Below are 19,808 nucleotides of genomic sequence, written 5' to 3' on the forward strand. Positions count from 1 at the left end.
CGCGCGGGTGACTCAGAGCGATCCGACGTCCTTGAGCACCCGCCGGGCCTGCGCGAACAGCATGCCCACATTCACCTGCTTGCGGCAGACGACCACGATCACCACATCGTCCCGGCTCTCGGTGCGGATGAACAGGTGCGACAGATTGTCGCTGTTCACCAGAATTTCCTGGAAGTAGTGCCGGTCGATGCGAATTCCGCGGCGCTCCTTCCAGATGTCCTCGATCATCACGACATTGCGGCCCTGGAAAAGATCGAGGGTGGCCGCGGCGAGCAGATCGAGCACCTCCTGCGGATGATTGTCGACGGTTTCGACCGCCAGCAGCATTCCGGTCGTCATATCGATCGCACCCGCGGCTATGCATTCCGGCACCTCGGAACGCAGCACTTTCACCAGGGTTCCGATTCGTTCGGACAGGCTCCCCGTGGCTTTCTGGTTCGAAGTATTCATGACGTCCTTTCTGGTTTCCGCACAGTGAGTGGCCGTTGCAATCCGCGCACCGCCTGGGGCGGACGCGGCGGGAGTGTGTCGTTGATGCCACTGGCCCCGCGGCGACGGCGCGGCAGCATCGAACGAGCACTCCCGCCGCGCACGGGCTGCACATCCGGTTCGCGCTCGGCGGGACCGATGATCAGCAACCCGCTGTCGAGCATCCGCACGACATCGACGGTGACCGCGTACAGGGCGCGGCACAGCAGCATGGCGATGTCACGGCAGCTGCGACGGCCGTTGACCCACAGCAGAATCGGCTGCCACTGCCCGGTGTCCGGACTGCTCAGCAGCAGTCGCCCGGAGTCGGTGAGCAGCAGGTGATTGCGATGCGGGGACACCCGGCCGTGCGCGAGCGCGCGCAGCCGGCGATCGGTTTCCAGCAGCAGCCAGCCCGGGTCCACGCCGGGCACGGGCGGGACCGGACTGTCCACTACCGGCGGGCCGGAAGGGCTGTCCTGCCAGCGGCAGGCGCCGATCCAGCCCGACGTGATGGCGAACGCGCCGTCGAGGGCGGCCATCATGGCCACCAGGCGCAGATCCGCCAGGCCCGAGGAGGTGCGGCCGGGGCGCGCCAGCAGTTCCCGGACACCGGGGGCTCCGGGTGATTCGACGGTGACGACGAGACCGTTCGCGATATGGATGTCACCACCGGGTTCGCCGGTTACCCGCAGTATGCCGGTGCGGGCGTCGGCGGCGGCCTGCGCCAATTCCTGGACCAATTCGCGGGCCGATTCCCGGCCGAGTACCGGCAATCGCCCCGGATCCGCGATGGGCCCCGTTGTCATGCTCGAACTCCCGTGGAAATCAGCAAGCCGTGAAATTGCTGAATATCCTGACAGCCCTGAGGTTTTGGAGCAACGGATTCCGGCGAAATAGGGGTATATGAGGGTTTACAGCGGTTTGCTGAAATAGCCTGTACAGCAAATGAATACCGTACGGTCAAACCAATTCACGGCGAATTCGGCTGATGCGCACTATCCTTCAGCGGTCCCGATGGACCGCGCATTCGGCCAGCTCCAGCAGGTCGTGCGCATGGCGGTAGCCCGCCACCGCGGACTTCGCGGCACGCAGGTGCCGCAGGGATTCGGCCTGCGCCCAGCGCTTTCCACCGGCGCGGGCGATGAGATCCGCGGCGCGGGCGGCCGACGGCGCGTCGAGAGGCGTGTCGGCGGCGTACAACTCGGCCAGCTCCCGGCTCGCGGGCGAGGACGACTCGAGCGCCATCACCACCGGCAGGCTGCGTTTGCGGCGCAGCAGATCGTTGCCGACTGGCTTGCCCGTCCGCGCCGGATCACCCCAGATACCCATGACATCGTCCACCAGCTGGAAGGCGATACCCAGTTCACGACCGAAGCGGTCCAGGGTGTCGATCATCTCCGGCGCCGCCTGCGCGCACAGCGCGCCCAGCGCGCACGCACAGCCCAGCAGCGCACTTCCCTTGTGCCGCAGGGTTTCCAGGCACTGATCCACGGAGACGTAGGGCTGCGTCTCGTAGGCGCAGTCGTGCTGCTGACCCAGGCACAGCTCGATGACGGCCTCCTCGAGCCGCGCGATGCCCAGCAGCGCGGCGGCCGGAGCGTCCGCGAGAGTCCACACCGCCAGCCCGTGCAGCGCGTCCCCCACCAGGACGGCGTTGTCGACGCCCCACACCCGCCAGACCGTCGGACGGCCGCGCCGTATCGGATCGCCGTCCATGACATCGTCGTGCACGAGGGTGAAGTTGTGCACCAATTCGATTGCGGCAGCGGCATGTACGGCATCGACCGCGCGGCATCCGGCGGCCCGCGCGGCGGCCAGCACCAGGGCGGGACGCAGGCCCTTTCCGGACTCGGAGACCGTGACCCGGCCGTCCGCGTCCCACCAGCCGAAGTGATATCCGGCCATGCGCCGCAGCTCGCCCGGCAGGTTGTCGACGGCGGCCCGCAGCAGGGGTCCGGTCGACTGCTGGGCGCGCGCCAGGATCCGGGCCGCCTCGGTGTACCCGAGCCCGTCCCGGCCACCGGATGACGCTCCCTCCCAAGGCATTTCCCTGCCGAACGCCGCATCGGCCGCTGTCGACGAACTCATGCCTACCTCCAGGACTCGCGGACTCGCTATCGCTGGGCCGGCGCGCCGGTGCGCGCCGACCGGAAGCCCGCCGGATGGGCGAGCGTGCTGACGAAGGGTCCGTTCGGGCCGGCGGGCACCGGCTTCGGACGGGATCGGCGCAGAGTGCGTTCGGTGTAGCGGGCGGTGCCCACATGCCAGGCCAGATTGCCGGTCAGGTAGTTCCGCAGGGCGTCGACATGGGCGAGGACGGCATCCCGGGCCTCATCGTCCAGGCCGTAGTCGGTGACGAAGGCCGGAATCTCCTCGCCCACCAGGTGTTCGAACTGACACAGGCGCTCGTTCACCAGGTCCACGACGATATCGCGGGCGGCCTCCCGCGCACAGCCCAGGAAGGATTGCGTGATGTAGACCAGGTTGTGGCGCTCGCCGTCGAACTCGATCTCCTTCTGATACGAGTACAGATCGTTGACCAGGGCGGCGTGGTCGGCGGCCGAATTCTCCAGCTGCCGAATGACACTCGCGTCCGCGAGCTCCGGGCCGAGCGCCCGCGCGGAGCCCAGGGCGGTGAGCAGTTCACTCCCCGCGGCCATTCGCCGGTTGTCCAGATAGTCGACGGGATCCGGTATGCGCCCGCGGGTTTCGTTCTCCAGCACCTGCGCCCAGGACCCGAACATGCGCAGCAGCGTGTCCCGGATACGGTCGCGCGCCGGGCCGTCGGCGAGGTCCGGCACCGCCCGCCAGAGGTCGGACAGCCCGAGTTCCACCGGGGTCGCGGGCGGCGGCGCCGCGTCGGTGAGGTGAATCGCCAAGCGTCGCAGCTGTTCCCGGCCCGCCACCGGCTGGGTGCGGTACACCTTGGAGAGCAGGTCGTTGGCATAGGCGCCCCACGCGCACCAGCGCGCCCGCAGCACGAGTTCGGCCGCCGAGCCGTCGGGGAACATGAGCGCGGCCAGCGCACCGAAATCGACGTCGTCGGCGTAGTCCCCGCTCCAGCCGACCACCGGATCCAGCATGCCCATGGCCGCCAGCCAGCGCGGCACATCCGCCCGCGCGAGCGCCAGCTGTGGATGCACCGCGGGGGTGTAGGGCATGCGCAGGCCGTCGACCGGCAGCGGTCCCGGCGTACGGGGCGGCGGCACATGCTGATTGCGCTGGATGCGGAAGCCGGGGAGCAGCCGGGCCACCCCGCTGCCCAGGCCGGTCGGCCCGGAGCTCATGCCGCCGTTCATGTATCGGCTAGAGCGCAGATGCCATTCGTGGCCGCCGGCCTGCCAGTCCTGCAGGCCGAGGGTGTAGCGGGCGACCGCCAGCTGCTCGTCCGGCGTGGCGGCCCGCTCCGAGAACAGCAGGGGCACATCGACTTCGGCGGTGTCCTCGAACTGCTTCAACCGCGCGGTGATGATGTCGTTCACCAGGTCGGCGGCCGCCTGGGTGGGCAGGCCCAGGAAACGTTCCAGCACCAGCACCATATTCGCGTTCTCGCCCTCGACCCGGACCTCGCGCTCGTAGGAGAACAGGTCGTTGCGCAGATGCACCGCGTCGGAGAAGGTCTCGCACAGCACGCCGAGCGGGCGCTCGTCCGCGAAACGGTCGGGAATCTCTGCGCCGCAGGCGTATTCGACCAGATTGGCCGACCAGGGCGCGCCGCCCACCCGGCGGCGCATCTCGATGTACTCGATCGGGTTGGCCACCCGCTCGCGGGCGATATTGTCCAGCTCCCAGATGGATTCGACCATGAGGTTGTGGGTGCTCAGGCGCATGCGCCGCCGCCAGCCCGCCGACATGGAACCGACCGTGCGCTCCCAGCAGTCCAGCAGCCCGGCCTCCGAGGGGTTCTCGGGTTCCGGTGTGGCGCAACCTGGTTCGGCCATGAACAGTTCCAGTCGCTCCAGATACCGGAGCGCCTCGGCTCGATTGCCGGTGTGCTTGAACTTGGCGAGGAAGTCGTCGTCGAAGAAGAGCACCCAGACGTACCACTCGGTCACCAGGGCCAGGGCCTCGGCGTCGCAGTCGGGGTGGGCGAAGGCGCACAGTAGCGCGATCTCCATCCGCTCCAACCGGTCGGCGTCCCAGACCAATTCACCGGTCGGGCCCGCCTCCGACAGAATTCCCGTGCGCTGCGCCCACGCCGCGGAATGTTCGCGGGCGTATTGCAGGTGGGGGTTGAGCCTGGCCGGGTGGGGGAGGTAGAACTCGGGCAATGTGAAGGGCTTCACGCATGGCCCCCTCGCTGGTCTGCGATATTGCTAAACGAACCTGCGTCAAAACATCCAGTGCAACAAGGTGATCCGGGTCACATTCATGGTAAATGGCGGTTAGCTGATCGCCAACACCCTTGATCGAACTCCGGTGCCGCCACGCATCCGAGATAGCCTGACATCCGGCCCCCGAGCGGCCGTGCGACTCGTGAAACCAGGAGGCTTCCACCATGACCGACCCCGCCGTCGACCGTGACGACACGCTGCGCCGGCTCGCCGCCCACGGCCCGGTCCGGGTGATGGTGGCGGGTGGCGGCACGGGCGGGCACACCTATCCGGCGGTGTCGGCGGTGCGTGCGCTGCGCGATCTGGCGGCCGCGGCGGGCACCACCGCCGACGTGCTGTGGGTCGGCGTGCCGGACAGTCTGGAGTCGCGGGTGGCGGCCGAGAACGATATCGACTTCGCGCCCATCAAGGCGGGCAAGCTGCGCCGCGACCGCAACCCGCTGAAGATGCTCAATGCCGAGAACGCCAGAGACGCGCTGCGGGTGCCGCTGAGCGTGGTCACCGCGAACGGACTGGTCCGCCGGTTCCGGCCGGACGCGGTGCTGTGCACCGGCGGCTACGTATGCGCGCCCCTGGGCATGGCCGCCGCGCTGCGCCGCACGCCGCTGGTCATCCACGAGCAGACCACCGGGATCGGCAAGGCCAATCTGCTGCTGGCCCGCATGGCCGACCGCATCGCGCTCAGCTCGGCGGCGTCGGTGGAGCTGCTGCCCGCCAAGGTGCGCGGCCGCGCGGTCGTCACCGGCAACCCCATCCGGCCTGTGCTGACCACCGGCGACCCCGAGGCGGCCGTACCCGCGCTGGACTGGCCGGGCTATGCGCCCGGCCTGCCGACCGTGTACGTCACCGGCGGCGCGCAGGGCGCGGTGCAGATCAACGATCTGGTGCACGAACTGCTGCCGGAGCTGCTCACCAAGGCCAATGTGATCCACCAGTGCGGCGCACGCTCCTACGATCAGGTGCGGGAGCGCGCCGCCGCCCTGCCCGAGGAACTGCGCGGCCGCTACCTGGTGCGCGATTTCATCCGCACCGAGCTGCCCGATGTGCTGGCCCTCACCGATGTGGTGGTATCCCGTTCCGGCGCAGGCACTCTCGCCGAGCTCACCACCCTCGGCAAGCCGTCGGTGCTCATCCCCTACCCGCATTCGGTGGGCGGCGAGCAGACCCGAAACGCCCGCATCCTCGCCGACAACGGCGGCGCCCGCGCCGTCATCGGCGACGACGCCACCGTCGAAAACCTGCGCGCCGCACTGTTCGAACTGCTCGACGATCCGGAATCCCGTGCGGCGGTGTCGAAAGCGGCTCGCGCCCAGGGCCATCCCGAGGCCGCCGACGATCTCGCGCTCACCGTGGCGGACCTTGCCCTGCGCTGATCGCTCCCCGGTTCCGGCCCGTCATAGCCGGGCCGGAACCCAGTGACATATCCGGCACCCGCGGGCCGCCGGGCGCGGGTAATGTCGAGGTTGTCAGCAAGTTCTCGGCAATCCCGAGAGTCAGGAGATGCCATGCAAATCCAGGTCTTCGCCGACAAGCACATCGGCGGTGGTGCGGCACTCATCGAGGAAGCAACGGACGCCATCGCGGGCGTTCTCGACCGCTTCGCGGACCATCTCACCAGGGTCGAAGCCCACATCACCGACGTCAACGCCCACAAGGGCGGCGCCGACGACAAACAGTGCAGCCTCGAGGTCCGCCCCAAGGGCCAGCCCCCGGTGGCCACCACCCACCGCGCCGGCTCCGTGGAGGACGCCTACCTCGGCGCCGCCGAAAGCATGGCCCACCTGCTCGACAGCCGCTTCGGCCGCCTGCACCACGCCAAGGGCGGCGAATCCATCCGCTACCTGGCAGCCGACTGACCACCGAACGAACGCGTTCTTGCGGGGCGGGCGATTAGTTTGTGGACTGGGCGTCGTCTTCCGTGATCGGTGGGGCAACCACCTGCGGTTCGCGCAGCCGCCGTCCTGATCGTTCAGGGCAGCAGACCCAGTCGGCGGGCGCGCACCACGGCCTCGTGCCTGGTGTGCGCCCCGAGTTTGGTCATCGCGCTGCGCAGATAGCTCTTCACGGTTTCCGCGCGCAGCGAAAGGCGCTGCGCCGCTTCCGCATTGGTACAACCCAGTGCCACCTGGGCGAGCACGTCGAGCTCGCGCGGGGACAGGTTCACCCCGTCCTCGGGATCGACGACACCGGACACCACCCGCGCCAGCCGCTCGGTGATATCGCGTAATCGATTGCGCGCCTGCGTATCCGACACCGACTGAGTGAGCCCGCGCAACTCCGCGTGCAGATCCCGCAGCTGTTCGGTGACAACGGCTTTCGCCCCGGAGGCGGCCTCGCGGGCCGCACTCAGCCGCACCCGTCGATCCACCTCGTCACGAATCGTGAACTCCACGCCCAGCCGCTGCCCGGCCGCCACCATGGCCTCGGCGATGCGGTCGCCGATCGGGCCGGAGTCGCGATTGGCCACGTACAGCACGGCCCGCGCCTCACCGCGCACCACCACCGGCACCGCGACCACCGCGCGCAGCCCCTCACCCAGTACCGGCGCGTCGTAGTGATGGGTGATCGTCGACGCCGACCGGTAGTCGGCCACCGAGCGCGGCCTGCCCGTCGCCACCGCCGCCCCGCCCAGCCCCGAACTCGGGGCCACCGCCAGCCCGCGCATGCCGTTGGTGCGGGTGCCCACGAACTCGCTGAGCACCAGCGTCCCCGCGTTCACCTCCCCGCCGAAGACCACCGGCAGCTTGGACAGGGACGCGATGCGCCGCAGCTCGGCCCGCAGCGCGTCGGCGTCTCGCGGGCGCATCAGGGCATCGGGGGCCGGGACCATCGGGTACCCCTTTCCGGGGGTAGCAGGGGCGCGAGTGTGACGTGGATCCTATCTAAGTGAGCACAAGCACGGGCCGGCCTCGGCCGGCGAGCTATACCTTCGGGGTCTGGGACGCGCCGCTGCTGGGCGACACCATCGGCGCGAATCTGGATCGCACCGCCGCCGCCTTCGGAGATCGCGACGCCCTGATCGACTACACCACCGGCATCCGCTGGACCTACCGCGAGTTCGTCGCGGAGGTGAACGCGCTGGCGCTGGGTCTGCTGGCGGCCGGGGTCGGCAGGGGCGACCGGGTCGGCATCTGGGCGCCGAACTGCCCGCAGTGGACGCTGATGCAGTACGCGACGGCCAAGATCGGCGCGATCCTGGTGAACATCAACCCCGCCTACCGGTCGCACGAGCTGCGATACGTGTTGCGGCAGGCCGGAGTTCACACGCTGATCGCCGCGCCGTCGTTCAAGACCTCCGACTACGCCGCCATGATCGACGAGGTCCGCCCCGAATGCGCCGACCTCGTGCAGGTGGTGCTGCTCGACAGCGCCGAATGGCGGATGCTGTTCGACACCGGGCGGGCCGCCGACGCCGGGCAACTGGAACTGGCACAGTCCGGACTTTCCGCCGACGATCCGATCAATATCCAATACACCTCGGGGACAACGGGTTTTCCCAAGGGCGCGACGCTCAGCCACCACAACATTCTCAACAACGGGTACTTCGTGGGTGAGCTGTGCGGGTATACCGAGACCGATCGCATTTGCATTCCGGTGCCCTTCTATCACTGCTTCGGAATGGTCATGGGGAATCTCGCGGCCACCAGTCACGGGGCGGCCATGGTGATTCCGGCGCCCTCGTTCGACCCTCGGTCGACATTGGAAGCCGTTGCGGCGGAACGCTGTACCGCCCTGTACGGTGTGCCGACAATGTTCATCGCCGAACTCGCCGATCCGGAATTCGACGGCTACGACCTGTCCTCGTTGCGCACGGGGATCATGGCCGGATCGCTGTGCCCGGTGGAGGTGATGAAACAGGTCATCGAGCGCATGGGCATGCGCGAGGTGAGCATCTGCTACGGCATGACCGAAACCTCGCCCGTCTCGACGCAGACCCGCGCCGACGACAGCCTGGCGCAGCGTACGGCCACGGTGGGCCGCGCGGGCCCGCATATCGAGATCAAGATCGTCGACCCGGTGACCGGCGTGACGGTGCCGCGCGGCGCGGCCGGTGAGCTGTGCACGCGCGGCTACTCGGTCATGCTCGGCTACTGGGGTGAGCCCGAGAAGACCGCGGAGACCATCGATTCCGCGCGCTGGATGCACACCGGCGATCTCGCCACCATGGACGAGGACGGCTATGTCGCCATCACCGGCCGCATCAAGGACATGGTGATCCGCGGCGGCGAGAACATCTACCCGCGCGAGATCGAGGAATTCCTCTACACCCACCCGGACATTCTCGACGCCCAGGTGATCGGCGTACCCGACGCGAAATACGGTGAGGAACTCATGGCCTGGGTGCGCATGCGCGAGGGCGCGGCCCCGCTCACCGCCGAAACCCTGCGCGAGTTCTGCACCGGCAAGCTCGCTCATTTCAAAATTCCACGCTATGTCCGTGTCGTAGACGAGTTTCCGATGACCGTGACGGGCAAAATTCGAAAGGTCGAAATGCGCGAGGTCTCCGCGCGCCTGCTCGGCCTGACCGGTGAGGAGGACGCATGACCGCCAATACCGACGCCTACCACGTCGCACGGGACGGTCTGCTGGCCGCCGGAACCGACTACGACACCGCGTCGCGCGAGTTCACCTGGCCGCGGCTGACCGGCGAATTCAACTGGGCCACCGACTGGTTCGACGTGATCGCGCGCGGCAACGAGCAGCTCGCCCTCTGGATCGTCGAGGAGGACGGACGCGAACAGCGGGTCACCTTCGACGAGATGGCCACCCGCTCGGACCGGGTCGCGACCTGGCTGGCCGAACTCGGCGTGAGCAAGGGCGACCGGGTGATGCTCATGCTCGGCAATCAGGTGGAGCTGTGGGAGGCCATGCTGGCGGTCGCCAAACTCGGCGCGGTCATCATGCCCACCACCGGCGCGCTCGGCACTGCCGATCTCATCGACCGGATCGACCGGGGCGGAGCGCGTTTCGTCATCGCCAATGCCGGGGACGCGGACAAGTTCGCCGCGGTTCCGGGCGCCTACACACGAATCGTGGTGGGCGAGCAAGTATCTGGTTGGTACGACTACTCCGATTCGGCGACCGTCGCATCGGCGGGGCCGTTCGCGCCGGGCACCGAGGTGACCGATCCGCTGCTGGTGTACTTCACCTCCGGCACCACCAGCAAGCCGAAAATGGTGCAGCACTCGCAGATCAGCTATCCGGTCGGGCATCTGTCGACCATGTACTGGATCGGCGTGCGCCCCGGTGACGTGCACCTGGCCATCAGCGCGCCCGGCTGGGCCAAGCACGCCTGGAGCTGCTTCTTCACGCCGTGGCTGGCCGAGGCGACCATCTTCGTCTACAATTACGCGCGGTTCGACGCGAGCGCGCTCATGGCGCAGCTGCACCGCGCCGGGGTGAACACCTTCTGCGCACCACCGACCGTGTGGCGCATGCTGATTCAGGCCGACCTCGGTGAAAGGCCGTCCGGGCTGCGGGAAATCCTCGGCGCGGGCGAGCCGCTCAATCCGGATGTGATCGCGCAGGTGGAGAAGGCGTGGGGGCTGACCATCCGGGACGGCTTCGGGCAGACGGAAACCACACTGCAGGTGGGCAATACGCCCGGTCAGCCGATCAAACCCGGGTCCATGGGTCGTCCGGCGCCCGGCGTGCCGGTGGTCCTGGTCGATCCGCTCTCCGGGGAGCTCGGCGACGAGGGCGAGATCTGCCTGGATCTCGCCGCGGCGCCGGTGAATCTGATGACCGGCTACCTCGGCGATCCCGAACGCGATGCCGCGGTCATGGCGGGCGGCTACTACCACACCGGTGATGTCGCCGCCCGCGACGCCGACGGCTACATCACCTATATCGGCCGCACCGACGACGTCTTCAAGTCCTCCGACTACAAGGTGTCGCCGTTCGAGCTGGAGAGCGTGCTCATCGAACATCCGGCGGTGGTCGAGGCGGCCGTTGTGCCGCAACCGGATCCGACCCGACTATCCGTGCCCAAGGCGTACGTCGCGCTCGCGGCGGGCTGGCAGGCCGATGCCGAAACCGCCCGCAGCATCCTCGAATACGCCCGCGACCACCTGGCCCCCTACCTGCGCGTGCGCCGGCTCGAGTTCACCGAGCTACCCAAGACCATCTCCGGCAAGATCCGCCGGGTGGACCTGCGCCGGCGCGAAGAGGAGGCCCACGCCTCCGGCGCGCCCATCACCACCGAGTACCGCTACGAGGAGATCCTGACCGACCCGAGGACCTAGGCACCACCGCTATCCCCCGCTCCTACAACCAGATTGGACCCTGTATGGCCCACACCGTGGAAACCGCCACCGCGTACGTCATCACCGAACTCGAGGCGAAGGGCACCGCCACCCGCTTCGACTTCGACGTGTCCGGAATCGTCGCCGCGACCCACAACCTCACGGAGACATGGGATTTCCACAGCGTGGACCGCAGAAGGTTCTGGAGCATCGCGGCCACATTCCTGCGGGCCTGAGCCCGGCCGCGGCCGGGCGGACACCTGACCCGCCCGGCCCGGGAGCCCTACGCGCGCCGATCCACCGCGGCCCACGCCGCCAGCGCCACCACGCCCGACACCACGGCCACCGACGGCCACGCGCCGATCTTCTTCGCCAGCGGATGCGACGCCCCCATCGCCCCGATCGAGAGCCCGGTCAACGCGGCCGCGCCGCCCGCCCCGGCGGTCCGGTACCACTGCGGCACCGAGGCCAGCGTCCCCGCCGCGAACACCGCGCCACCCAGCTGCCGCTTCTTCGTCGCCTGCGCGAGCGCGAACCCGCCGGTGAGACCACCGGCCGCCAGCAGTGATGTGGGAACCAAGGGAATCCGAGCCATCTGCACTACCTCCAACGCGTGTACGAATCGAACACTTCGACGCTAACCCTCCGCGCTCAGAAGACCGCGACGGGGGCCACCGGCGTACCCGTGGCGCCGACGAAGGGTTCGGGCATGGCGGAGAGCAGGAATTCGTAGCGGGACTCCTCGGCGCAGGCGATCGCGAGGGGTTCCAGGTTCCAGTTCTGGCCCTGCAGCATGCCCATTTCCACCAGGTGCAGGGCGTGCACGGCCAGCCACATGCCTTCGATCTCGGGCGGGAAGATCTCGAAGGTGAGGGTGTCGGTGGCGACGGCCGCCACGTTGCGGGCGTGGAACCACTCCGGGCAGCGGACGGACAGACCGGGGGTGGGCATGCCGTAGCCGTCCCGGTTGCCCGCGAGGAACAGCTGCATCTGACCGGTGCGGACGAGGACGATATCGCCCGCGCGGACCTCGATTCCGGCGAGTTCCTCGGCGGCCTCCAGGTCGGCGGGGACGACGGCGTGGTCGGCGGGGAGGCGGTCGACGCCGTGCGCCTTCGCCACATCCAGCAGAACGCCGCGCGAGATCAGGTACGGGATCTTCTCTATGCCGCTGACCGCCGCGCCGCGATGCGGGGTGATGGTGTCGGCGGGACGGCCGTTGTAGACGAATCCCGCGCGGGAGATGTGTGTCAGTGCGTCCCAATGGGTTCCGGCCTGCAGGCCCATGGTGACCACGTCATCGCTGGTGGCCACGGTGCCGGGACCGAACATCTCCCAGTTGACGGCGATCATGGAGTGCAGCGGGTTGACCCGGCCGGGGATGAGGCCGGTCTGAATTCCCTGCTGGCTCAACGGGACCGCCAGCGCGACGCGGCGGCCGGTGCGCACGGTCGCGGCGGCGGCGCGCACGACCTCGTCGGTGACGAGGTTGAGGGTGCCGATCTCGTCGTCGGAACCCCAACGGCCCCAATTGTTCACGCGCTTCGCGATATCCAGGAACTCAGGTGCTGCCATAGGCGGCACGCTATCGCGCGGCGCTGAGCGGGCGGGCCAGGTCTTCCAGTGAGCGGCCCTCGGCCTTGACACCGTAGACGACTTCGACTAGACCGGCGGCCAGCATGGCGAGCGCTCCGATGGTGAAGGCCAGGGCGATTCGGCCCGGATCGCCGTCCTCGGACAGCTTCGCGAAGACCAGCGGCCCCGCGACGCCGCCCGCGACGGTGCCGATGGCGTAGAAGAACGCGATGGCCATGGCGCGGGTTTCCATCGGGAAGATCTCGCTCACCGTGAGATAGGCGGCGCTCGCGCCACACGAGGCCACGAAGAGCACGGCCGTCCAGCAGGCGGTGAGGGTGACCGCGCTGAGGTGGCCCTGGCCGAAAAGCCATGCGGTGCCGAACAACAGGAGCGCCGAGCCGATGTAGCAGCCCGCGATCATGGGCTTGCGGCCGACCGTGTCGAACAGCCTGCCCAAAAACAGTGGGCCCATGAAGTTGCCGACGCAGATGACGGCGAAGTAGTAGCCGACCTTGTCGTTGGGGACGTCGAACGACTTCGTCAGGATCAGCGCGTAGTTGAATGTGACGGCGTTGTAGAGGAACGCCTGGCCGATGAACAGCGCGAAGCCGAGGGTGGCGCGGCGCGGGTAGTACTTGATCAGCACCGCCGCGATCTCCCCGAAGCCTGTCGAGCGGCGCTGTGTGATCTCGATGCGCTGATCGGAGACGTCCGCCAATTCCGTTCCGGTATCGGCTCGTACCCGGTCCTCGATCTCGGCGACGGTCCGCTCGGCCTTCTCCTCCCGGCCGTGGATGAACATCCAGCGCGGACTCTCCGGCACGTGCCGGCGCACCAGCAGGATCACCAGACCGAAGACCGCGCCGAGCGCGAAGGTCAGCCGCCAGCCGATATCGGCCGGGAACAGGCTGGTGTTCAACGCCACGATGGACAGCAGCGCGCCGAAGGCCGCGCCGAGCCAGAAGCTGCCGTTGATGATGATGTCGATCCGGCCGCGGTACTTGCGCGGAATCAGTTCGTCGATGGCGGAATTGATGGCGGCGTACTCGCCGCCGATACCGAATCCGGTGAGGAAGCGGAAGATCACGAACCACCACACCGAGAACGACAGCGCCGTCAGCGCCGTCGCGACCAGGTACACCGCGAGGGTGATCAGGAACAGCTTCTTGCGACCGAATCTGTCTGTGAGCCAGCCGAAGAACAGTGCGCCCGTCCCCGCGCCCGCCACATACATGGCCGCCGCCAGGCCGGACACCTGCGCGGCCGTGATGTCGATACCGCTGCCCGGCTCGGACAGCCGGGCCGCCACACTGCCGACCACGGTGACCTCGAGCCCGTCCAGAATCCACACCGAGCCGAGGCCGACAACGATCATCCAATGCCAGCTCGACCACGGCAGCCGATCCATTCGCGCCGGAATATCGGTAGATATGGTCCGCACCGGATCACCCCTTCGGTCTCTCCCGACCGACTACCCGCCGCGCCCGCGCCCAATCGTGTCTAATCGCGACGTGTGTCCCCGACCGCGGCGTGCGCGTCCACCGTGGCGAAGGCCGCCCACACCAGTGGCGAATTCTCGATGCCGCCGTGCTCGCGCCAGGCGGTCAGGCGGGTGCGCTGCCAGTCATTGAGCGCGGCCACCGGGTCCGGTCGCTCGTGTGCGGCGTTGATCGCGCACACGGCGTCCTGGAGCGGCCTGGCGTCCTGGGGCGCACCACCCAGCCGGTGAAATGCCAGATCGGTGGGCAGCGGCCAGCGGCCGGAGGTCACCAGCTCGGCTCCGCCGGTGAGCATGGCCGCCACCAGGCCCAGCGGTTCACCGAACCGGAGGTCACCGCCGCTCTCGCAGGCGATGAGCGCGACCCGGCTGGGGATGGGCCACAGCTGCGGGCCACTGCGCGGGGTCTCGCTCAGGGTGTAGGTGCCGAGCAGCAGATCCCGCGCGGAGAACGGGCGGTGATCACGCTGGAGGTCGGCGAAGCCGAGGGTGTCCGCGGTGCACGCCAAATGCATTGTGGCCGACTCACTTCGGCCGGAGGTCGGCACGGCGGCGGTGACATGGCCGACATACAGCAGCCGGGATGCCCCGGCGTGCAACGCATCCGACAGCCACAGCCGGTCCAGATCGGTGCGCCGGAAGGCCGCCACGGGATCTTCCACCTTGGGCAGCAGCCGATCTCGCTCGGCGAGTCCGGCGACCAGCTGGGACATGGGCGCGGTCGCGTCCATCCTGCCCAGCACCGAACCGAGGACGGAGTCGGCGCGGAATCCGGGCACGCGCGGGTCGAGGACCGCCACCACGGGCAGGTGGCGGTCGTTTTCCCACGAGCGGCCGACGCGGGCCGGTGCGTGCACGATCCCCGAGGGTGCGAGCAGGCAGACGTCGGCGAAATCCACCAGCCGCAGGCCCGGATCGGGCGCGATCAACTCCCACGGAATCTGCCCGACCCGCGGTGACGGCTGGACGCACACCCGGGGCCGGATGCCCCGCGAATACCACTCGTGCAACTGCACAGCCAGGTTGTACGGCAGGAAGGCGGCCGAAAGTTCTTGCGCCAAAGCCTGTTCCGCGTCGAATGACGCGAGCTCCCCCGTGCTGAGCGCGGCCTCGAGCCCGCCCGGAGCGCCGGGCGCGGGCAGCGCCGCCGCGAATCGCCGTACGGCCGCCTCGGCCTGCTCCTCCGGAACCACACCGATCCCACCCGCCGCACCGCCGTGGGCGTCCGGCACGCCGCGCCAACGCCACGCGATGTAGAGGTCCCCGGCGTCGGCCATGCGCACCACCACCGTCGGCTGATCCTGATCCTGATCCGCAGCCGCCCGCGCCGAAACCTCGCTCATGCCCGCACCACCCGCGAGAGCAGCGCTGATCCGGCACCAGCACGCGGCGCGGCGGATCCGGCACCAGCACGCGGCGCGGCGGATCCGGCACGCGGCGCACCTCGCCCAGCCCCGCCAGAACGCACAGTACGAGAACGCAGGGTAGTGGCGGCGATGGGATCAGCGCGACGATTCGAGCGGCACGCGCAGGCCCTCATGCGTGGACCACCCGGTCGTCACGCAGGCGGCGGCGGTAGCGCTGCTCGGCGGCGGCGATCCAGCCCGCCAGGGCGATATGGCCGTCGGGGGGAACCGCGACGTGCGGGGGCGGGGTCACCGGCAGGCCCGCGCCCGCCGCTACGGCGGCGAGGGCAGTGCCCAACTGCAGGGCGTCGTGACCGGGTCCGGGGTCAGCGGCCGGCGGCTGGAACGGTTCGAAGGTGCCCATGGGGGTGTGCGGCGGGGCGGTCGCTATCCGATCTATGTCGAGTGTTGTTCCGGTGCAGCGCATTTCGATCAGATCACCGAGGAGGGCGGCATCGCCCGCCAGGTAGGCGTAGCGGAAGGCGAGGCGCAGGGCGGGGTCGGCGATGCGGCGGTCCCAGTTCTCGCGCTGAGCTCCGTCGGGGAGTTCGTAGCGGGCGGCATCGAGGGCGAGGGCGGCGGGGATGGCCAGACCCGCCGCGTGCGCGAGCATTCCGGGGACCGTCTCGACGAAGGGTTCCAGCAGGCCCGCATGCCAGAAATCCAGTTGGGCGCAGTGCATGGTCAGGCCGTGGTCGGCGTATACCGTTCGGGCGGAGGTCAATTCGGCCGCGCCCTCGTCCAGGCGACCGGTGGCGAAGGCGAGGGTGGCCAGTCGGGTTCGGACATCGGCGGCGTCGATGACGGCTCCGGATTCCTCGAACCCGCGCAGCGCGTGGCGGTAGTGGGTTTCGGCGCGGGCGAGATGCTCGCGGTGCTCGTCGATGAAACCGCGCATCTTCCAGGTGATTCCGGCGTAGTAGTGCGCGCCGGAGGTGGTGAAGAAGTCGTGGGCGTCCAGCAGGAGGGGTTCCGCGTCGTCGAAGCGGCCCAGGCGGACGTACATGATCGCCAGGTTCTGCCGGGTCTCCGCGATACCGGCGGCGTCACCGGCGGCTTCGAAGGCGGCCAGAGCCTGCGCCGCGAAGTCCTCGGCCAGTTCCCAGCGGCCGGTCTCGAAATGCGCGGCCGCCAGATTGCTCAGCGGGTGGCCCGCCCGGTCCGGATCGAATTGCCATGCGGCATGCAGGGATTCGTTGGCCAGCTCGATGGCGCGCGCCCACTGCTGCCGATGCAGCGCCACCGCCGTCGCCGACACCAGACAGGAGAAGCGCAGTTCCCCCGGAGCGTCGTCGCCCGCGAGCAGTTCCCGCGCCCGATCCAACTCCTGCTGCGCCGCATCCAGTTCGCCCAGATGCTGCAGCGCCTGCGACAGCCCGATCAGCGTGCTCGGATGCAGCCGCGGCGCATCGGAGGGCATCTGCGCCAACGCTTCCCGATACCGTCGCACGGCGTCGGCATGCTCCCCGAGCTGATCCCGCACCGACGCGATATTGACCAGCGCGCACACCCGGTACGCCCCGGTCTCCACCTCGACCGCGTGCTCGAAGATCCGCAGCGCCTCCGTCAGCTCGCCCCGCGCCATGGCCTCGCCACCGCGCCGCAGTATCTCGGAATCGCCGGTGGTCGTGGGCACATCCATGTCAGAAGTCCGAATCCTCTGCGGCAGCGGCGATTTCGGCCAGCAGCGGCGCGTCCGGCGCGGCGGGATCCACATCGAGCGCCGCCAGCAGCAGGCGAGCGGCCGCGAACTCCCGCACGCGAGCACGGAGATCAACGGCCGCGCTGTCGGCACCGCGGCCACCTTCCTGGCGCGAACTGTCACCGGCCCCGGCCGAGTCCACCCGCCGCGCCGGCGAGCCGCCCGTTTCGCCTGTGCTCCCGCGCGAGTCGCCGTGCGCACCGGGCGACTCGCGCGGGAACGCGGGCGAGCCGTCCTGCTCACGCGCACTGCTCGGATCCGCACGCGAGGCCGGGTCCGGTTCGACGCGCGGGCCGAATCCGGGCACGTAGATGTCCACGCGTGTGGGCGACCCCGTGGTGATCATGGTCCCGGTCCACGCGTCACCGGCCTGGGACAGAGCGGTATTCGCCTCTCCTCCGGCGAATTCCACGTGCGCCCAGGGCCTCAGGTGCGGCAGGACCGCCGCTCGCATCCCGGGTGCGGCCACCGCGCTGATCGCGACCGTCGTCGTGCCGTTGTCGCGGAGCACCTGCCAGGACACCGCGCGCTCGGATGCGTCCACGAGGCCGGGTGGGCAGCGCCGCCAATCCCATCCGCCGGCGCCGCGGGCGAGAATCAAGCCGCCCGCGGGGAGTTCGTCACCGGCGGCGAGGGCGTAATCCGAAGCGCGCAGCAAGGATTCGACCGGCTCGGAGATCGGAGCCACCAGCGCGTCGGCACCGTCGACGAGCGATTCGCATTCCTCGGTCAGGGCCGCGATATCGCGGTCCAGCAGGGCTTGGTCGAGCGCTGCGATGCCGTCCAGGGTGGACGCGGGCCACCAGCGCGACGCCCAGTGCGCGTACGCGAGTCGCCGGGCGCTGACGGCCAGCGCGGGCAACGCGGGGGCGGCCTCGGCCATCCCCTCCTGATCGTCGGCCAGGGCGAGCGCGAGCGGTTCGCCGTAGACGGCCCACAGCCATTCCTGGGCGAGGTCGGCGTCGTGGATGACGGCGGCCGGAATCAGTTGTCCGGCAAGCACATTCCAGGTCAGATAGCCGCCGAAAACCTCCAGCACCATAATGTCCGCGTCGGACCTGGCATCCAGGACGGTCGGCGCTTCCGGCGGGGCGATGCTGTAGACACCGTCGCCGTAGAGTCGGACGAGCACTGCCGTGGTTGTCATCCCGCCCTCGATTCCAGAGTCTCGGGTGCTGCCGATTCCGCCGCGAGCGCCCGTTTCACCAGCGTTCGATGGTCCAGGATCACCGAGCGGGCGACGCCGTCCAGCAGATCCCACAGTTCGTCCGGCGCGTATACGGGCAGTTCGCGTACGTCACGCCCGTGCAGGCGCGCCCACAGACGGCGCAGGTAGGGACGCCAGGGCACCTGGAGTTCGGCGGCGATGGCGGCCAGCGGGCCGGTCGCGTCCGCGCGCACCATCAGTCGGCGCGCCTGCAGCACATAGGCTTCCCGCTGCCAGCGGCTGTTGATCACCCGGGCCGCGGCGCTTCCTGCGGCGGGTTCCGCCGCGGTACCGCTCGATCCCAGCGGCCCGCGCGGCAGCAGAGTGTCGAACGGCTGCAGCAGGACCGCGAGGACCGCACCGGCGGCGGCGGTCAGGCGCAACGACTCGTCGAGCAGCGCCCAGGGGGCACAGGACCGGGCGATCTCGGCGTCGACGAGATCGGGTATGTCCGGCAGTTCGGTGCGGTCGGTGGAGGCCTGCAGGACGGTGAAGACGCGCTCGTGGATGGTGCGGTCGAGGGGCAGTCCGAGGGCCGCCGTGGACGCCGTCTCGCCGATGCGCGGCGGCTGCGGCCGCTCGTGCAGGGTGAGTCCGAGATACTGTGCGCGCCCGGGGTTCTCGTCGATCCACAGCCGGATGCCGGTATGCGTGCCGAGGAACGCGGCGATGGGTTCGCCGATATCGGCGTCGCTGAGGTCCGGGTCGAGCCGCGCCGCCGCGCACGCGTCGAGGAGTTCGGCGAGCGCGGCGGTGTGGTCGGCCGCGGCGGTGAGCGGACGCCGCCCCCACGCGATGTGCACGAGCTCGGTCAGCTCGTCCGCGCGCAGGGGGTCGGACAGGTACTCCTTGAGCGCCTGGGTGGTGCGGCCCGCGGTCATATCGTGGATATCGCGCAGGGCGGCTTCGGCCGCTACGCGGTCGCGGACCGGGTCGGGCATACCGGACATGGTGGCCAGTTCGAAGCAGCGCTGGAAGTACAGGTCCTGGGCATTGCCCTCGGTGATGCGCAGCGCCCGCCGGGTCTGCTTGAGCAGGGTGAACCAAGCCGAGGTGGCGCGCAGTACGTCGGCGGCGGCGTGCAGGCGGGTGGCCAGCAGGATCGCGCCGTCGGCCGAGAGCATGGCCCCCGCGCATTCCGGATGCTGCACCGGGCGGATGACCAGCGGATCCAGGACGAGTTTCACGGTGCGGCGCAGCGGACCCCCGTGCGGGCCGCTGAGGGCCTCCACACCGTCCAGACGGCGCCACGTCTCATCCAGCACCATGGCCCGCGGTCGTCGCATTCGCCCAGGTTAGCGGAGTTTCCGGGTCGTTCGCGATGCGAAAGTTGGTATCGGTAGGGCGACCTGTCGTTTCTACCTTTC

The 19,808-nt window shown here is 69.3% G+C and carries 17 protein-coding genes; 5 read left to right on the forward strand and 12 right to left on the reverse strand.

From position 1 onward, the window contains the following. Positions 1-12: 12 nt before the first annotated feature. The 4 genes from JK358_RS10040 to JK358_RS10055 form a co-directional block, all read right to left on the reverse strand. Positions 13-450 (reverse strand): hypothetical protein, encoded by a 438-nt coding sequence (locus JK358_RS10040; RefSeq protein ID WP_201945937.1) that lies wholly within the window; start codon positions 448-450, stop codon positions 13-15. Beyond that, entirely contained in the window at positions 447-1,277 is an 831-nt protein-coding gene (locus tag JK358_RS10045; RefSeq protein WP_201945939.1) for a hypothetical protein, read from the reverse strand. Before JK358_RS10045 ends, JK358_RS10040 begins: the two co-directional genes overlap by 4 nt. Before the next feature lie 196 nt (positions 1,278-1,473). Then, entirely contained in the window at positions 1,474-2,559 is a 1,086-nt protein-coding gene (locus JK358_RS10050) for a polyprenyl synthetase family protein (RefSeq protein WP_201945941.1), read from the reverse strand. Positions 2,560-2,585: 26 nt separating this feature from the next. Further along, positions 2,586-4,757 (reverse strand): terpene synthase family protein, encoded by a 2,172-nt coding sequence (locus JK358_RS10055; protein ID WP_201945944.1) that lies wholly within the window; start codon positions 4,755-4,757, stop codon positions 2,586-2,588. A gap of 212 nt (positions 4,758-4,969) precedes the next feature. Here JK358_RS10055 and JK358_RS10060 point away from each other — a divergent pair, with 212 nt between their 5' ends. Both JK358_RS10060 and JK358_RS10065 read left to right on the forward strand, forming a co-directional pair. Then, positions 4,970-6,178 (forward strand): UDP-N-acetylglucosamine--N-acetylmuramyl-(pentapeptide) pyrophosphoryl-undecaprenol N-acetylglucosamine transferase, encoded by a 1,209-nt coding sequence (locus tag JK358_RS10060; protein ID WP_201945947.1) that lies wholly within the window; start codon positions 4,970-4,972, stop codon positions 6,176-6,178. 132 nt (positions 6,179-6,310) lie between these two features. Beyond that, positions 6,311-6,661, forward strand: a complete 351-nt coding sequence (locus JK358_RS10065; protein ID WP_201945949.1) for a ribosomal subunit interface protein — start codon at positions 6,311-6,313, stop codon at positions 6,659-6,661. A gap of 113 nt (positions 6,662-6,774) precedes the next feature. Here the strand turns inward: JK358_RS10065 and JK358_RS10070 are convergent, their stop codons facing one another. Next, on the reverse strand, positions 6,775-7,635 hold the full coding sequence (locus tag JK358_RS10070) for a helix-turn-helix transcriptional regulator (protein ID WP_201945951.1): 861 nt from the start codon (positions 7,633-7,635) through the stop codon (positions 6,775-6,777). A 56-nt stretch (positions 7,636-7,691) separates the two neighbouring features. Here JK358_RS10070 and JK358_RS10075 point away from each other — a divergent pair, with 56 nt between their 5' ends. Genes JK358_RS10075 through JK358_RS10085 form a run of 3 tightly spaced genes read left to right on the forward strand, consistent with a single transcriptional unit; the run spans position 7,692 to position 11,286 of the window. After that, positions 7,692-9,350, forward strand: coding sequence for an AMP-binding protein (locus tag JK358_RS10075; RefSeq protein ID WP_201945953.1), 1,659 nt, complete (start codon positions 7,692-7,694; stop codon positions 9,348-9,350). Beyond that, complete coding sequence (locus JK358_RS10080) at positions 9,347-11,050, forward strand: AMP-binding protein (protein WP_201945956.1); 1,704 nt, start codon at positions 9,347-9,349, stop codon at positions 11,048-11,050. Before JK358_RS10075 ends, JK358_RS10080 begins: the two co-directional genes overlap by 4 nt. A gap of 44 nt (positions 11,051-11,094) precedes the next feature. Then, a complete protein-coding gene (locus JK358_RS10085) occupies positions 11,095-11,286 on the forward strand; it encodes a hypothetical protein (protein WP_201945958.1) in 192 nt (63 codons plus the stop codon). Positions 11,287-11,333: 47 nt separating this feature from the next. Here JK358_RS10085 and JK358_RS10090 read toward each other — a convergent pair whose 3' ends face one another. The 7 genes from JK358_RS10090 to JK358_RS10120 form a co-directional block, all read right to left on the reverse strand. Next, on the reverse strand, positions 11,334-11,645 hold the full coding sequence (locus JK358_RS10090; RefSeq protein WP_201945960.1) for a hypothetical protein: 312 nt from the start codon (positions 11,643-11,645) through the stop codon (positions 11,334-11,336). 56 nt (positions 11,646-11,701) lie between these two features. Beyond that, entirely contained in the window at positions 11,702-12,625 is a 924-nt protein-coding gene (locus JK358_RS10095) for a cyclase family protein (RefSeq protein ID WP_201945962.1), read from the reverse strand. A gap of 10 nt (positions 12,626-12,635) precedes the next feature. Next, on the reverse strand, positions 12,636-14,036 hold the full coding sequence (locus JK358_RS10100) for an MFS transporter (RefSeq protein ID WP_201946284.1): 1,401 nt from the start codon (positions 14,034-14,036) through the stop codon (positions 12,636-12,638). Between the two features lie 92 nt (positions 14,037-14,128). Further along, positions 14,129-15,469 (reverse strand): hypothetical protein, encoded by a 1,341-nt coding sequence (locus JK358_RS10105; RefSeq protein WP_201945964.1) that lies wholly within the window; start codon positions 15,467-15,469, stop codon positions 14,129-14,131. Between the two features lie 193 nt (positions 15,470-15,662). Continuing rightward, positions 15,663-17,174, reverse strand: a complete 1,512-nt coding sequence (locus tag JK358_RS10110) for a tetratricopeptide repeat protein (protein WP_201945966.1) — start codon at positions 17,172-17,174, stop codon at positions 15,663-15,665. A 1-nt stretch (position 17,175) separates the two neighbouring features. Then, positions 17,176-18,381, reverse strand: coding sequence for a hypothetical protein (locus JK358_RS10115; protein WP_201945968.1), 1,206 nt, complete (start codon positions 18,379-18,381; stop codon positions 17,176-17,178). Continuing rightward, positions 18,378-19,709 (reverse strand): hypothetical protein, encoded by a 1,332-nt coding sequence (locus tag JK358_RS10120; RefSeq protein ID WP_201946286.1) that lies wholly within the window; start codon positions 19,707-19,709, stop codon positions 18,378-18,380. Before JK358_RS10120 ends, JK358_RS10115 begins: the two co-directional genes overlap by 4 nt. Positions 19,710-19,808: the final 99 nt, after the last annotated feature.

It is taken from the genome of Nocardia acididurans (genome assembly GCF_016741815.1).
Lineage (GTDB): Bacteria > Actinomycetota > Actinomycetes > Mycobacteriales > Mycobacteriaceae > Nocardia > Nocardia acididurans.